The sequence below is a fragment of the Erwinia sp. B116 genome (assembly GCF_002865965.1).
Classification (GTDB): domain Bacteria; phylum Pseudomonadota; class Gammaproteobacteria; order Enterobacterales; family Enterobacteriaceae; genus Erwinia.
The window spans coordinates 98,601-114,463 of sequence record NZ_JRZZ01000004.1; the positions used below are offsets into that span (position 1 = coordinate 98,601).

12 protein-coding genes are annotated in these 15,863 nt (G+C 58.1%); 2 read left to right on the forward strand and 10 right to left on the reverse strand.

Annotation, left to right across the window (positions count from 1 at the left end):
- Positions 1–39: 39 nt before the first annotated feature.
- Positions 40–522: a type 3 dihydrofolate reductase gene (gene folA, locus NV64_RS04650; RefSeq protein ID WP_101505422.1), complete on the reverse strand. Its 483-nt coding sequence runs from the start codon at positions 520–522 to the stop codon at positions 40–42.
- A 192-nt stretch (positions 523–714) separates the two neighbouring features.
- Between folA and NV64_RS04655 the strand changes: the two genes are divergently transcribed.
- Complete coding sequence (locus NV64_RS04655) at positions 715–1,329, forward strand: LysE family translocator (RefSeq protein WP_101505423.1); 615 nt, start codon at positions 715–717, stop codon at positions 1,327–1,329.
- Positions 1,330–1,392: 63 nt separating this feature from the next.
- Here the strand turns inward: NV64_RS04655 and carB are convergent, their stop codons facing one another.
- The 8 genes from carB to ribF form a co-directional block, all read right to left on the reverse strand.
- Positions 1,393–4,617: a carbamoyl-phosphate synthase large subunit gene (gene carB / locus NV64_RS04660; protein WP_056235909.1), complete on the reverse strand. Its 3,225-nt coding sequence runs from the start codon at positions 4,615–4,617 to the stop codon at positions 1,393–1,395.
- Positions 4,618–4,632: 15 nt separating this feature from the next.
- Positions 4,633–5,781 (reverse strand): glutamine-hydrolyzing carbamoyl-phosphate synthase small subunit, encoded by a 1,149-nt coding sequence (carA, locus tag NV64_RS04665; protein ID WP_369814372.1) that lies wholly within the window; start codon positions 5,779–5,781, stop codon positions 4,633–4,635.
- Positions 5,782–6,250: 469 nt separating this feature from the next.
- Positions 6,251–7,072 carry a 4-hydroxy-tetrahydrodipicolinate reductase gene (dapB, locus tag NV64_RS04670; RefSeq protein WP_101505424.1) on the reverse strand — a complete coding sequence of 274 codons (822 nt, stop codon included), beginning with the start codon at positions 7,070–7,072 and terminating at the stop codon, positions 6,251–6,253.
- 899 nt (positions 7,073–7,971) lie between these two features.
- Positions 7,972–8,925 (reverse strand): 4-hydroxy-3-methylbut-2-enyl diphosphate reductase, encoded by a 954-nt coding sequence (gene ispH, locus NV64_RS04675; RefSeq protein WP_056235901.1) that lies wholly within the window; start codon positions 8,923–8,925, stop codon positions 7,972–7,974.
- Positions 8,906–9,376 carry an FKBP-type peptidyl-prolyl cis-trans isomerase gene (gene fkpB, locus NV64_RS04680; protein ID WP_101505425.1) on the reverse strand — a complete coding sequence of 157 codons (471 nt, stop codon included), beginning with the start codon at positions 9,374–9,376 and terminating at the stop codon, positions 8,906–8,908. The genes ispH and fkpB overlap by 20 nt, the downstream gene beginning before the upstream one ends.
- A gap of 3 nt (positions 9,377–9,379) precedes the next feature.
- Positions 9,380–9,886, reverse strand: coding sequence for a signal peptidase II (gene lspA, locus NV64_RS04685; RefSeq protein WP_101505426.1), 507 nt, complete (start codon positions 9,884–9,886; stop codon positions 9,380–9,382).
- The gene (gene ileS / locus NV64_RS04690; protein ID WP_101505427.1) at positions 9,887–12,706 is read right to left on the reverse strand and encodes an isoleucine--tRNA ligase; all 2,820 of its coding nucleotides are present in this window, start codon (positions 12,704–12,706) and stop codon (positions 9,887–9,889) included.
- 28 nt (positions 12,707–12,734) lie between these two features.
- Positions 12,735–13,673, reverse strand: coding sequence for a bifunctional riboflavin kinase/FAD synthetase (gene ribF, locus NV64_RS04695; RefSeq protein ID WP_056235891.1), 939 nt, complete (start codon positions 13,671–13,673; stop codon positions 12,735–12,737).
- A gap of 316 nt (positions 13,674–13,989) precedes the next feature.
- On the opposite strand from ribF, the gene rpsT reads away from it, so the two are divergent.
- Entirely contained in the window at positions 13,990–14,253 is a 264-nt protein-coding gene (gene rpsT / locus NV64_RS04700) for a 30S ribosomal protein S20 (RefSeq protein WP_056235887.1), read from the forward strand.
- Between the two features lie 274 nt (positions 14,254–14,527).
- On the opposite strand, the gene nhaA is transcribed toward rpsT, so the two are convergent.
- Complete coding sequence (gene nhaA / locus NV64_RS04705) at positions 14,528–15,688, reverse strand: Na+/H+ antiporter NhaA (protein WP_199177620.1); 1,161 nt, start codon at positions 15,686–15,688, stop codon at positions 14,528–14,530.
- Between the last annotated feature and the right edge of the window lie 175 nt (positions 15,689–15,863).

The following is a 15,863-nucleotide window of genomic DNA, read 5'->3' on the forward strand; positions in this document are numbered from 1 at the left end:
CGCCATGATAGAAGCCGAAGATGTCAGCAGCGTGACGACTTAGCGGCGATCGAGGATCTCAAAGCAGAAGCTGTGGGAATTCTTGTCGTCGGCGTCGTGAAATTCACTAAAGGTTGACTGCCACTCATCCGGCTCATAGTCCGGGAAATGGGTATCCCCTTCTACTTCCGCGTCAATGTGGGTCAGATAGAGACGATCGGCACGCGGCAGCAGCTGCTCGTAGATCCGTCCGCCGCCGATCACCATCAGTTCTTCCACGTCGCCTGCTACCTGCAGCGCTTCGTCAATCGAGGTCACCCAGGTCACACCATCGGCATCGCCAGGTTTACTGCTAATTACAATATTCAGCCGTCCTGGCAGCGGGCGTCCAATCGACTCCCAGGTACGCCGCCCCATCACCACCGGCTTGTTCAGCGTCTGGCGTTTAAACCACGCCAGGTCAGCAGGCAGGTGCCATGGCATGGCGTTTTCCATCCCAATTACGCGATCGGCCGCCAGGGCCGCAATCAGGCTAATCATCATATCAAACTCAGCAGGGGGTAAAATTCGCGCCATCATACGGAAAGGCGAAACTTTCGTCGATAGGTAAGCGCTGCATATTCCGTAAAGGTTGTTCAGCGCGGCCTTTACGTGCTCTGCATCCCACCATTTCGGCCACCACATTCCCCCCGTCGTGCTAAACTTCGCCCTTTACACTCCCTGCAGAAACCGATCATGTTTGAAACTACGCTGTTCGTTGCCACCATCGCCACGCTGGGCATGCTCTCCCCCGGCCCCGATTTTTTCCTGGTGGTGAAAAATGCCGCCCGCTATCCGCGCCGCGCCGCGCTGATGACGGCGATGGGCGTTAACTGCGCGGTCGCCACCCATATGGCTTATTGTGTGGCCGGCCTGGCAGTGGTCATCACCACCACGCCGTGGCTGTTTATGCTGCTGAAATATGCCGGTGCAGCGTACCTGATCTGGATCGGTATTCAGGCGCTGCGGGCGCACGGCGGCAGCAGGCTGGATCTGAATAACGTGGCGCAGGAACCGGTAACGCTGAGTAAAGCCTTCATGCAGGGCTACCTGTGTAACCTGCTCAACCCGAAGGCGACGCTGTTTTTCCTGTCGGTGTTCACCCAGGTGCTTAGCGTCGACTCCGGCGTCGGTGAGAAACTCTGGTATGCCGGCATCATCCTCGGCCTCTCCACGCTGTGGTGGCCGCTGCTGGTGTTTCTGATCCAGAGCGCACCGGTGCGTGCCGGGCTGACCAAAGCCCAGCGCATCATCGACAAACTGCTGGGCGGCGTGCTGATCGCGCTGGGCATCAAGGTGGCGCTGTCCTGATAGATCCCCCCTAATAAAAAAACCCCGCTCGGAAGCGGGGTTTTTTACAGCTGTTGTCAGCGATTAACCGGCGATCTGCGCGTGCATTTCCTGCACTGAAATCACCCGGTCAGTCGCGCTGGAGTTCAGCGAGGTGGTGGTGGCGAAGGCACCGTTCAGCGTGGTGTCGTAGTGCACCTTGTACTGCAGGGCACTGCGGCGGATCAGCTTGGAATCCTCAATCGCCTGGCGGCCTGCGGTGGTGTTCACGATGTAGGCGTATTCACCGTTCTTCAGGCGATCCTGAATGTGCGGGCGGCCTTCGTGCACCTTGTTAACCCGGCGTACGACGATACCCGCGGCTTCCAGCACCGCAGCGGTGCCGGCGGTGGCGTCCAGCTCAAAGCCGTAGCTCTGCAGACGCTGTGCCAGCTCAACGATACGCTTCTTATCGCCTTCGCGAACCGACAGCAGCGCGCGGCCGCTCTTCTTCATGTTGCTCTGCGCGCCGAGCATCGCTTTGCAGAAGGCTTCCGCAAAGCTGCGGCCGACGCCCATCACTTCACCGGTTGAACGCATTTCCGGGCCGAGGATCGGGTCAACGCCCTGGAACTTGTTAAACGGCAGCACCACTTCCTTCACCGAGTAGTACGGCGGGATAATTTCTTCGGTCACGCCCTGCTCGGCCAGCTTTTTGCCTGCCATCACGCGGGCAGCCACTTTCGCCAGCGGCACGCCGGTGGCCTTGGAGACGAACGGCACGGTACGGGCGGCACGCGGGTTCACCTCAATCAGGTACACCTCGTTATCCTTCACCGCGAACTGCACGTTCATCAGGCCGCGTACGCCCAGCTCGAAGGCCAGTTTCTCGACCTGCTGACGCATGACGTTCTGGATCTCTTCGCTCAGCGTGTAGGCCGGCAGAGAACAGGCGGAGTCACCGGAGTGCACGCCGGCCTGCTCAATGTGCTCCATGATGCCGCCGATCAGCACCTGGTCGCCGTCGCAGATGGCATCAACATCCACTTCCACCGCGTCATCAAGGAAGCGGTCCAGCAGCACCGGCGCGTCGTTCGAGACGGACACCGCGGTGTTGAAGTAGCGCTTCAGGTCGATTTCGTCGTAGACGATCTCCATCGCGCGGCCGCCCAGCACGTAGGACGGGCGCACCACCAGCGGATAACCGATGATCGCCGCCTTCTCTACCGCCATATCGATGGCGGTCACCGTGGCGTTAGCCGGCTGTTTCAGGCCCAGGCGATCGACCGCCTGCTGGAAACGCTCGCGGTCTTCGGCACGGTCAATCGAATCCGGGCTGGTACCGATCACCGGTACGCCTGCTGCTTCCAGCGCGCGCGCCAGCTTCAGCGGGGTCTGGCCACCGTACTGTACGATCACGCCTTTCGGCTTCTCGATGCGCACGATTTCCAGCACGTCTTCAAAGGTCACCGGTTCGAAGTAGAGACGGTCAGAGGTGTCGTAGTCGGTTGACACGGTTTCCGGGTTACAGTTGACCATGATGGTTTCGAAGCCGTCTTCACGCAGCGCCAGCGCGGCGTGAACGCAGCAGTAGTCGAACTCAATACCCTGGCCGATACGGTTTGGACCGCCGCCCAGCACCATGATTTTGTCACGATCCTGGCTCGGGTTAGACTCGCACTCTTCTTCATAGGTGGAGTACATGTAAGCGGTATTGGTGGCGAATTCCGCCGCACAGGTGTCCACGCGTTTGTAGACCGGGTGCAGGTTATGCTGCTCGCGCAGCTTGCGGATTTCGGCTTCAGACACGCCGGCCAGCGCCGACAGGCGGGCATCGGCAAAGCCTTTACGTTTCAGGTTACGCAGGAAGTCGTAGTTCAGGCCGTTAACGCCCTCTTTCGCCACCTGCTGCTCCAGCTGCACCAGCTCTTCAATCTGCACCAGGAACCAGCGGTCAACGTTGGTCAGCGCGAAGATATCCTCCACGCTCAGGCCGGCACGGAAGGCGTCCGCGATGTACCAGATACGGTCTGAGCCGGCATCTTTCAGCTCGCGACGGATGGTGGTCAACGCTTCCGGGTCGTTAAGGTCGACTTTCGGGTCGAAACCGGTCGCGCCCACTTCCAGGCCACGCAGCGCTTTCTGCATCGATTCCTGCAGGGTGCGGCCAATCGCCATCACTTCACCGACCGACTTCATCTGGGTAGTCAGACGGTCATTCGCACCGGCGAACTTCTCAAAGTTGAAGCGTGGGATTTTAGTGACCACGTAGTCGATAGAGGGTTCAAACGAAGCCGGGGTCAGGCCACCGGTGATATCGTTGGTCAGTTCGTCGAGGGTGAAGCCTACTGCCAGCTTGGCGGCGATTTTAGCAATCGGGAAGCCGGTCGCTTTTGAGGCCAGCGCCGACGAGCGCGACACGCGCGGGTTCATCTCGATAACGATCAGACGGCCGTTCTCCGGATTCACCGAGAACTGAACGTTAGAGCCGCCGGTCTCCACGCCGATTTCACGCAGTACCGCCAGCGAGGCGTTACGCATGATCTGGTACTCTTTGTCGGTCAGCGTCTGGGCTGGCGCTACGGTAATCGAGTCACCGGTGTGGATGCCCATGGCATCGAAGTTTTCAATCGAGCAGACGATGATGCAGTTGTCGTTTTTATCACGCACCACTTCCATCTCGTACTCTTTCCAGCCAATCAGCGACTCGTCAATCAGCAGCTCGTTGGTTGGCGACAGATCCAGACCGCGTTCGCAGATCTCTTCGAACTCTTCACGGTTGTAAGCGATACCGCCGCCGGTGCCGCCCATGGTGAAGGAGGGACGGATGATGCACGGGAAGCCGACGTCAGCGGCAACCGCCAGCGCTTCTTCCATGGTGTGTGCGATACCGGAACGCGCGGTGTCCAGACCGATCTTCTTCATCGCCACATCAAAGCGGCGACGGTCTTCGGCTTTATCAATCGCGTCGGCGGTGGCGCCGATCATGGTGACGCCGAACTCGGCCAGCACGCCCTGACGTTCCAGCTCCAGCGCACAGTTCAGCGCGGTCTGGCCGCCCATGGTCGGCAGAACCGCGTCCGGGCGCTCTTTTTCGATGATCTTACGCACCACTTCCCAGTTGATAGGCTCGATGTAGGTGGCATCGGCCATTTCCGGGTCGGTCATGATGGTGGCCGGGTTAGAGTTCACCAGGATAACGCGGTAACCCTCTTCACGCAGGGCTTTACACGCCTGGGCGCCGGAGTAGTCAAATTCACAGGCCTGGCCGATAACGATCGGGCCAGCACCGAGGATCAGGATACTTTTTATGTCTGTACGTTTTGGCATTTTTTCGCTCCTGATTTATTTCGCGGCAGAACGGTAAGCGTTAATCAGTTCGATAAAGTGATCGAACAGCGGTGCAGCATCGTGCGGGCCAGGGCTGGCTTCAGGGTGCCCCTGGAAGCTGAACGCCGCTTTATCGGTGCGGTGAATACCCTGTACCGTGTGGTCAAACAGTGAGGTATGGGTCACGCGCAGGTTAGCCGGCAGGTTGCTGTCATCAACGGCAAAACCGTGGTTCTGCGCGGTGATCATCACGGTGTTGTTGTCGTGATCTTTCACCGGGTGGTTGCCGCCGTGGTGGCCGAGCTTCATCTTCACCGTTTTAGCCCCGCTGGCCAGCGCCAGCAGCTGGTGGCCGAGGCAGATGCCGAACACCGGGATGTCGGTTGCCAGCAGACGGGTGATGGCGTTAATCGCGTAGTCACACGGCTCCGGGTCGCCCGGTCCGTTTGAGAGGAACACGCCGTCCGGATTCAGGGCCAGCACCTCTTCTGCAGAGGTCTGCGCCGGCACTACGGTCAGGCGGCAGCCGCGATCCACCAGCATGCGCAGGATGTTGCGCTTCACGCCGTAGTCATAGGCCACCACGTGGAACGGCAGCTCCGCAGCGGTTTTCGCCGCCGGCAGTTCATCTTCCAGCGTCCAGCTGCCCTGTGCCCATTGATAGGCATCCGGGGTGGTGACTTCTTTTGCCAGGTCCATGCCTTTCAGGCCCGGGAAGGCTTTAGCCTTTTCCAGCGCCACCGCGGCGTCCAGCGCGTCACCGGCGATGATGCAACCGTTCTGTGCCCCTTTTTCGCGCAGCAGACGGGTAAGCTTACGCGTATCGATATCGGCAATAGCGACAATGTTGTGGCGAACCAGATACTCAGACAGCCCTTCTTCATTACGGTAGTTGCTGGCAATCAGTGGTAAATCACGAATAACCAGGCCCGCGGCATGTACCTGAGTGGATTCTGCATCAGCGGCGTTAGTGCCGACATTGCCGATATGGGGATAAGTAAGAGTAACGATCTGGCGGGAATAGGAAGGATCAGTGAGGATTTCTTGATAACCGGTCATTGAAGTGTTGAAAACAACTTCTCCCACTGCCGATCCGGTTGCCCCGATGGCCCGACCGTGGAATTGGGTTCCGTCTTCCAGAACCAAGAGCGCTGACTTAATCAAAACATCCTCCAGGGAATAAACAGTCACAATATCTGCATATTAATTCAGGATTGACCCTAAAATCAACGTCAAAACTGCCTGAATGCTCAGTTTTTGGCAAATTGCGCGCATTCTAATGATAGCCCCGCCTAATGTCTACCCTGAGAGCCACTTTTTCTTATTTTTTTAACTCACTGAACGGAAAATCAGTAGATTGGCGATAAAAAGGGAACATATCCTGGTGATAAAACCGTTTGCCTGACGGCTTACGCATAAAAACAGAGGGAAAAGTGTGAAAAACCAGACCAAATGGTCAAAATTATTATCTTTGGCGACCATTAAAATCAATAAAAAGCAAATTTCAGACCTCTGAAACAAAATCAACAGCAAAGGTCTTTTTTTTTACAAAATAAAAAGGGCAATAAAAATTATTGCCCATTCAATCATAACCTTATGATTGTAATAACCACATCACGATGGTGCACAACACTTACAAACCTTCCAGATTAAGCACGCTTCTCATATCAAAAAGACCTGATTTATGCGAACTCAACCAACCAGCCGCACGAACCGCACCATTAGCGAAGGTCATCCGGCTTGAAGCCTTGTGGGTAATCTCTACCCGCTCACCGATATCCGCAAACATCGCGGTATGCTCACCGACGATATCGCCGGCGCGCACGGTGGCAAATCCGATAGTCTGCGCCTTGCGCTCGCCGGTAATGCCTTCACGGGCGTAAACCGCGTGCTCGTTCAGGTTCCAGTCCATCGCATCGGCAATCGCCTCACCCATCGCCAGCGCGGTGCCGGACGGCGCATCCACTTTATGACGGTGGTGGGCTTCAATAATTTCGATATCCGCGTAGTCGCCCATCACTTTGGCGGCTTTTTCCAGCAGCTTCAGTACCAGGTTAACGCCGACGCTAAAGTTAGCGGCAAACACGATGCCAATCTCTGCCGACGCGGCCTTAATCGCCGCCTTGCCCGCCTCATCAAAGCCGGTGGTACCAATCACCATCGCTTTGCCATGCTGGCGGCAAAAGGCCAGGTACTCCAGGCTGACTTCCGGGCGGGTAAAATCGATCAGCACGTCGAAGTCATTGACCACCGCGTTCAGGCTGTCGCTGATTTTCACCCCCAGCGCACCGCTACCCGCCAGTTCACCGGCATCAGCCCCCACCAGCGATGACCCGGCACGCACCACGGCGGCCCCCAGACGAGCGCCTTCGGCCTGTACAGTGGCCTGAATCAGCTGACGTCCCATACGCCCGGCGGCTCCCACCACGGCGATACGGATTTCTGCGTTACTCATAATTATTCCCAGTCTTATTTCAATGCATGCAAAGCGCACACAGATTAACCACGCGTTAACTACTGTGCCACAATTAAAAGTGGATGATTAGAATTTTACGCCAGCGCGCAATCATTATCAGTAAAACGAATTTTTGTAAGGATTCAGGGAAGATGGCAGTGGCAATGCATCCCTCGCGATGCAACTGGATGCCAGGGTTCAGCTGCAAGTGCAAAGGCCAGGGGCGTAGCGGCAGGTTCAGTGGTCTGGATCGGCCGTTGGTGACAGAACGCCGGGACGCCGTAAATACATCCGTGTAGGCTCGGACGGCGCATCCGTGCGCCGTACGCCCGGCTAACCTGTTCGCCAACGTCCTCCCTTCTTGCATTTGTGTGGCTGTTCTAAGGGCGTAGCTTCTCGTTCTGATGCCGGGTTCGGCCGTTGCATCGCTTTCTTAAAACCTAAATACGGTGAATGCTGAATGCTGAATGCTGAATGCTGAATGCTGAATGCTGAATGCTGAATGCTGAGGATTTTAGAGCAGCAACACAAATGATCAACGGCAATCGGGGTTATCCGGGTTAGCGGACCGTCGGCGCGCAGGGACGCGCGCCGCCGAGCGCACACGGACGTGTTCATAGCGTGTCCGCGATCCGGATAACCCCGATAAGCCAGGCACCTGCACCCACAGCGACCCGGCCACAAAGCCATTCCCCCGATAAGCCAGGCACCCGAACCCGAAGCGACCCGGCCCAAAAGCCATTCCCCGACAAACCAGACTCCTGAACCCGAAGCGACCCTGCCCAAAAGCCATGCACCGATAAGCCAGGCCCCCGAACCCGAAGCGACAAAGCCCCAAAAAAGAAAAAGGCAGCGTTGCCGCTGCCTGTATTTGTTCGGATGGTGCTAACCGGATGCTTTTACTCGACCTGACGCACGTCGACGCGCAGCTCTTTCGGTACTTCGAATACGATGTTCTCTTCGCGGCCGATCAGCTCAATCGCTTCCACGCCGCCCAGCTCGTTCAGACGCTGGATCACCTGCTGCACCAGCACGTCCGGTGCTGAAGCCCCGGCGGTGACGCCCACGCACTTCGCACCCCTGACCCACTCCTCCTGAATATCTTCAGCGGAGTCGATCAGCCGCGCCAGCTTACCGGCACGCTGTGCCAGCTCCGCCAGACGGTTAGAGTTAGAGGAGTTCTTCGAACCGACCACCAGCACCACGTCGGCATCCTTCGCCAGCACCCGCACCGCTTCCTGACGGTTGGTGGTGGCGTAACAGATATCGTCCTTACGTGGTCCGACAATCTTCGGGAAACGTGCGCGCAGAGCGTCGATCACCTCGTAGGTGTCGTCCACCGACAGCGTGGTCTGCGTCATAAAGCACAGGTTATTCTCATCCTTAACCTGCAGCTTCCACACGTCAGCCGGCTGCTCCACCAGATACATCCCCCCTTTCGGGTTATTGTACTGGCCCATGGTGCCCTCCACCTCCGGATGCCCGGCGTGACCGATCAGGATCGCTTCGGTCCCCTTACGGCTGGCGCGCGCCACTTCCATATGCACCTTGGTCACCAGCGGACAGGTGGCATCAAACAGCATGGTCAGATCGCGGGACCTGGCTTCGGCCCGTACCGCCTGCGACACGCCGTGTGCCGAAAAGATCAGGATCGAGCCGTCCGGTACTTCGCTAATCTCTTCGATAAAGATCGCCCCGCGCTCGCGCAGGCTGTTCACCACATAGCGGTTATGCACCACTTCATGGCGCACGTAGATCGGTGCGCCATACATCTCCAGCGCACGCTCCACGATGCTGATGGCACGATCGACCCCGGCGCAGAATCCGCGCGGGTTAGCCAGCATGATCTGCATGGGTGCCCTCCAGTACCGGATCGATCTCCAGCACTTCTATATCAAAGTGAATGGTCTGCCCGGCCAGCGGATGGTTGAAATCCACGGTGATGGAATCACCGGAGATTTCACGGATCACGCCCGGCATCTCGTTGCCATCCATGCCGCTGAACAGCATGATTGCACCGATCTCCGGTTCGCCGGCCTGGACAAAATCACGGCGCGAAAAATACTGGATCAGATCGGGGCTGATACCGCCAAACGCGTCCTCAGGCGGGAGTGCGAAGGCGTGCTTATCGCCCACCTTCATCCCCACCAGCTGGCTTTCCAGCCCGTCAGACAGGCTACCGTCGCCGAGGCGAAACAGCGCCGGTTTGCCGTTACTGCGCGTTGACTCTGCAGTAGAGCCATCCGCCAGCTTTAAGGTGAAATGCACCAGCACCGCGCTATCGTGCTGTACAGAATCGGTCATGCCTTACCCTTTGCTCTTAGCCGGTTTGCCGGCAGGGCTGATAAACCCTTCCAGCACGATTAATGCTGCGCCAATGCAGATGGCGCAGTCGGCGATGTTAAAGGTGGCAAAATGCCAGTCACCGACGTAAAAGTCGATAAAGTCCACCACAAAGCCATGATATGACCGGTCAAACAGGTTGCCCGCCGCCCCGCCAACGATCAGCGCGTAGGCGATGTTGTTCAGCTTCTTGCTCGCCGGGCTGCGGTACATCATCACCAGCAGCGCCACCACGATGGCAATGGCAATGCCGGCGAAGAACCAGCGCTGCCAGCCGCCGTGATCGGCAAGGAAGCTGAATGCAGCACCGTAGTTGTGCGCATAGAAGAAGTTAAAGAACGGTATCACCGGCATCGTCTCATGCAGCATCAGCGTATCCATAATCCACTGCTTGCTGCCGAGATCGATAACGATGACCAACAGCGCCAGCCACAGCCAGCGCAATCCGGTTGAGAGTACAGGTCGGCTCATTTATGCAAACTTACGTTGTTCGCCGCTGCCCGCGACGTTGGTGACACAGCGGCCACAGATATCGGCATGTTCAGCGTTCTGACCGATATCGGTGGTGTAATGCCAGCAGCGCGGACACTTGTCGCCTGCGGCTTTGTGCAGACCAATTTTCAGGCCTTTTACCGTCTCACTCTGCTGAGCTTCAGCCGGCGCCTGCGCCAGTTCAGCCACCTGCGCACCCGAGGTCAGCAGCACAAAGCGCAGCTCGTCACCGAGGCTGTTCAGCTTCGCGGCCAGCTCCGCGTCGGCATACAGCGTGACGCTGGCTTCCAGCGCGCCGCCGATCTGTTTATCGGCACGCGCCTGCTCCAGAACCTTGTTGACTTCGCCGCGCACCTTCAGCAGTTCGTCCCAGTAAGCATCGTTCATCGGCTCGCTGGCGTCCAGCGCGAACAGGCCGTCGAACCACTCTTCGGTAAACACGTACTGGCTGCGTTTGCCCGGCAGGTAGCCCCAGATTTCGTCAGCGGTGAAGGACATGATCGGTGCCATCCAGCGCACCAGCGCTTCCACGATATACCACAGCGCGCTCTGGCAGCTGCGACGCGCCAGGCCATCGGCTTTAGCGGTGTACTGACGGTCTTTGATCACGTCCAGATAGAAGGACCCCATCTCTACCGAGCAGAACTGCATCAGGCGCTGTACCACTTCGTGGAAATCATAGGCCTCGTAGGACGCCACGATATCCTGCTGCGCGGCCAGCGCGCGGCCCACCGCCCAGCGATCGACTACCACCATCTCTTCTGGTTTCACCAGGTCCGTTTCCGGATTAAAGCCGGCCAGGTTAGCCAGCAGGAAACGCGCGGTGTTACGGATACGGCGGTAGCTGTCGGCGGAGCGTTTGAGGATCTCGTCCGACACGGCGATCTCGCCGGAGTAGTCGGTGGATGCCACCCACAGGCGCAGAATGTCAGCACCCAGCTTGTTCATCACGTCCTGCGGCGACACGGTATTGCCGAGCGACTTGGACATTTTGCGGCCCTGACCATCGACGGTGAAACCGTGGGTCAGCACCTGGCGGTAAGGCGCTTTGCCTTTCATCGCCGTGCCGATCATCAGTGAGGACATAAACCAGCCGCGGTGCTGATCGGAACCTTCCAGATACATATCCGGCGTATGCCCGCCAAACTCAGGACGCGCGTCCACCACCGAGAAGCTGGTAGAACCGGAGTCAAACCACACGTCCAGCGTATCCGGCACCTTAACGTAATGATCGGCGTCATCGCCCATCAGGTCGCGCGGGTCGAGATCCCACCACGCCTGAATGCCGTCCTGCTCAACGCGCTGGGCCACTTTCTCCATCAGCTCCAGGCTGTCCGGGTGCAGCTCTTCGCTCTCTTTGTGAACGAACAGAGCCATTGGCACGCCCCAGGTACGCTGGCGCGAGATACACCAGTCCGGGCGGTTGGCAACCATCGACTCAATACGCGCCTGGCCCCAGTCCGGGATCCACTGCACGCCTTTGATCTCTTTCAGCGACTGCGCACGCAGGCCCTTTTGATCCATGCTGATAAACCACTGCGGGGTGGCACGGAAGATGATCGGGGTTTTGTGACGCCAGCAGTGCGGATAGCTGTGGTGCAGTTTCTCAACGTGCAGCAGCGCGCCTTTTTCACGCAGCAGCTCAACGATCATATCGTTGGCTTTAAAGACGTTAACGCCATCCAGCGTCGGATAGGTACCCGGCAGATAGCTGCCGTCCGGGCCGACCGGGTTGGCCACTTCAATGCCGTATTTCTGGCCGATCACGTAGTCGTCCGGGCCGTGGCCTGGCGCGGTATGAACCGCACCGGTACCGGCATCCAGCGTGACGTGTTCGCCGAGCACCACCGGGGAGACAATCTGCTCCAGGAACGGGTGCTGGAAGCCCTGCAGCTCCAGCGCCGCGCCTTTGGCTTCGCCCAGCACCGTCCACTCGCTGACGCCGGCGCGCTTGAGTACGCTCTCCACCAGGTCTTTGGCGAGGATCAGCGCACGGCCGTCAATCTGCACCAGCTGGTAGTCAAATTCCGGGTGCAGTGAGATGGCGCGGTTCGCCGGCATGGTCCACGGGGTGGTGGTCCAGATCACCAGCGATACCGGGCCTGCGGCATCCGCCACGCCAAATTTCGCCAGCACCGCGGCTTTGTCCACGGCGTTAAACGCCACGTCGATCGACGGTGAAGTTTTGTCGTAATACTCAACTTCGGCTTCCGCCAGCGCAGAGCGGCAGTCGAGGCACCAGTGCACCGGCTTAGCGCCTTTGTGCAGGTGGCCATTACCGATGATTTTACCCAGCGCACGGATGATGTTGGCTTCGGTTTTGAAGTTCATCGTCAGGTACGGGCGATCCCAGTCACCCAGCACGCCGAGGCGGATAAAGTCGGCTTTCTGCCCTTCCACCTGCTCGGCGGCGTATTTACGGCAGGCGGCGCGGAATTCGGCCGGGGTGACTTTCTCACCCGGTTTGCCGATCATCTGCTCCACTTTGTGCTCAATCGGCAGGCCGTGGCAGTCCCAGCCCGGGACGTACGGCGAGTCATAGCCCGCCATGCCTTTCGACTTAACGATAATGTCTTTCAGAATCTTGTTAACCGAGTGACCAATATGAATGCTGCCGTTCGCGTACGGAGGGCCATCATGCAGGATAAAGGTTTTTTTCCCTTTTTTGGCTTCGCGGATGATGCCGTACAGCTTGTCATCATACCAACGTTGCAGCATTCCCGGTTCGCGTTTGGCCAGATCGCCACGCATCGGGAACCCCGTTTCCGGCAAGTTCAGGGTAGATTTATAGTCACTCATCAGATTCTCGATTCCGTATTTCGGTTCTTTAAACCGGTGTTTGCAGCCCAAAAAAAGTTCGGGCAGTCACCACATCGTTAGCAATTTGCTCTTTCAGCGCGTCAAGCGAGGCAAAACGCTGCTCATTACGTATTTTTTTGCGCAGCACCACTTCAATGTGGCGCCCGTAAAGATCGGCCGTTACGTCCAGAAGATGCACTTCCAGCTGCTGGCGGATACCGGCCACCGTCGGCCGGGTACCAATATTGGCCACGCCGGGCAGCGGGCGGCCGCCAAGGCCACGGACTTCAACGGCATACACCCCTTTCACCGGGGAGACTGAACGCCGCATCGGCAGGTTGGCGGTGGGGAAACCGATAGTACGCCCCAGCGCATCACCGTGCACCACGCGGCCAGAAATGCTGAAGGGGTGCCCCAGCAGCGCACTGGCCTGTGGCAGGTCGTCTTCCGCCAGCGCCTGACGCACGGCGGTGCTGCTGATGCGTTGCCCGTTGTCGCAAAAGGTCTGGGTGCTGATGACACTGAAGCCATATTCGGCACCAGCCCTCTGTAATAACAGGAAATCCCCCTGGCGACCAGCGCCAAAACGGAAATCATCCCCCACCACCAGAAACTGCACGCCGAGTTTCCCGACCAGCAGGTCGGAGACAAAACTCTCGGCGGTGTTGGCAGCAAAGCGGTGGTCAAAACGCACGCACAGCACGATGTCGACGCCGGCCTGCTCAAGGTAGCAGAGTTTTTCCCGTAGACGGGTCAGGCGGGCGGGCGCACTGCCTGGCGCAAACAACTCCAGCGGCTGGGGTTCGAACAGCATGACCATCACCGGCAGGTTGCGTTGCTTCCCTTCTTCGCTCAGGCGCGCCAGCAGCGCCTGATGCCCGCGGTGCACGCCGTCAAAATTACCGATGGCCAGCACGCAGCCGCGATGGTGTTCTCTCAGATTGTGTATGCCGCGGATAAACTTCATGGCTGGCTCAAATTTGTGGAAATCGGCGGATTATACCTTGTACAGCCCGTAAGGTTAACCCGCGAATGCGCGCTTTCGCGCTTTCTTGCTGCCATTTACTGCCGCAGGTCGCTGACCGGGCAGGGGATGTGATTTTTATTGTGAATAAGCTGTATTCGCCTGGACGAAGCTGGTAGAATCTTGCGCCATCGAAACGTAATGAAGTGCCATCGTTCCACCGGCGCTTATTTGCACAAATCCATTGACAACCAAAGGCGAAAAGGGCATATTCCTCGGCCTTTGAATTGTCCTCATAGAACTATTTGGGAGTTGTACCTTGGCTAATATCAAATCAGCTAAGAAACGCGCCGTAACGTCTGAGAAGCGTCGTAAGCACAACGCTAGCCGTCGTTCAATGATGCGTACCTTTGTTAAGAAAGTATACGCTGCTATCGCTTCTGGCGACAAAGCTGCGGCGCAGAATGCATTCAATGAAATGCAACCAATTGTGGACCGTCAGGCAGCTAAAGGCCTGATCCACAAAAACAAAGCTGCACGCCATAAAGCAAACCTGGCTGCACAGATCAGCAAACTGGCTTAATGCCTGCTTGTTAGTCGAGCTTTGATAAAGAAACCGCCCTTACGGCGGTTTTTTTATTTTCCGGGTTTGCTGCCGTTTACTGCACTGCGGTCATGCTGCGTTAAAGGCCGCCTCAAAATGCTCACCTGTCCTCAGTAAAGTGCGCTTTTTCGGCGGCCTTTGCCCGCTACACTGCCTCCGGCAGCCTGTCTGAAAAAAAATAATCCGTTGCTGTTTCTTTTAGTTAAGCCTTGCACAGACCGTCTGTTGTCAGCACGGCCTGTCTGTCACTCACTTAGCGCAGCTTCACCCGCAGCAGCAGATACCCCACTACCGCCGACACCACCGATCCGGTCAGAATACCGATCTTAGCCAGCGTCACCAGCTCCTCGTGCGCCGCATCAAAGGCCAGCGAAGCGATGAAGATCGACATGGTAAAACCAATCCCACACAGCACGCCGACCGCGGCGATATCGATCATGCGGGTTTTTTCCGGCAGTGCTGCCAGCTTCAGCTTCACCGCCATCCAGCAGATCAGCGTAATGCCCAGCGGCTTGCCGATAAACAGACCGAGCACGATGCCCAGCGGCACCGCCGAGAACAGCCCACCCGCCGGTACGCCAGCCAGCGAGACGCCAGCGTTGGCAAAGGCGAACAGCGGCAGGATCAGCCAGCTGACCCACGGCTGCAGGCCGTGCGCCAGCTCCACAGCCGGTGACGGGCCGTCCGGGTTCTTCAACGGAATAAAGAAACCAACGACCACCCCGGCCAGCGTGGCGTGCACCCCCGACTTCAGCACCGCCACCCACAGCACCATTCCCACCAGCAGGTAGAGCGACGTCTTGCGCACGCCGCACAGGTTAAGCAGCGCCAGCGCCACGATGGCGGCAGCGGCCACGCCCAGCGAGGCCAGCGACAGGTTGCTGGTGTAGAAGAAGGCAATAATCACGATGGCGCCGAGATCGTCGATCACCGCCAGCGCCATCAGGAAGATCTTCAGCTGCACCGGCACCCGGCTACCGAGCAGCGCCAGAATCCCCAGTGCAAAGGCGATATCGGTGGCGGTGGGGATCGCCCAGCCGTGTATCGCCAGCCCGTCTGCGTGGTTAAACGCCGCGTAGATCAGCGCCGGGGCCAGCATCCCGCCCAGTGCGGCGATCAGCGGGAACATCGCCCGCTGGCGGCTGTTCAGTGAGCCGGTGATCAGCTCACGTTTGACTTCCAGACCAATCAGCAGGAAGAACAGCGCCATCAGCGCATCGTTAATCCACAGCAGCAGGTCCTTATTGATGTCGAGGCTGCCAAAGCGGAACTGCACCGGGGTGGCCAGGAGCGCCTGATAGGCGTCGCGGGTGCCATCGTGGTTAGCCAGAAACATGGCGATCGCCGCCGCGATAATCAGTACGACGCCACCGGTCGCATCATTGTTAAACAGTTTTTTTAGCATGCTTTTCAATTCCAGGCTCCGCTGAATGTGACAAGAGTTGTCAGAATGGCGTCTAGCATACGTCTTTAACGCGCGGGGAAAAACGGCTTTTACCGGCATTTACCGGCTTCCAGAAACCAGCGAAGTGAGCGCGCGCGCCACGGGGGCCAGTAACACCGGTAAAAAGAACGGGGATGACCGTTCA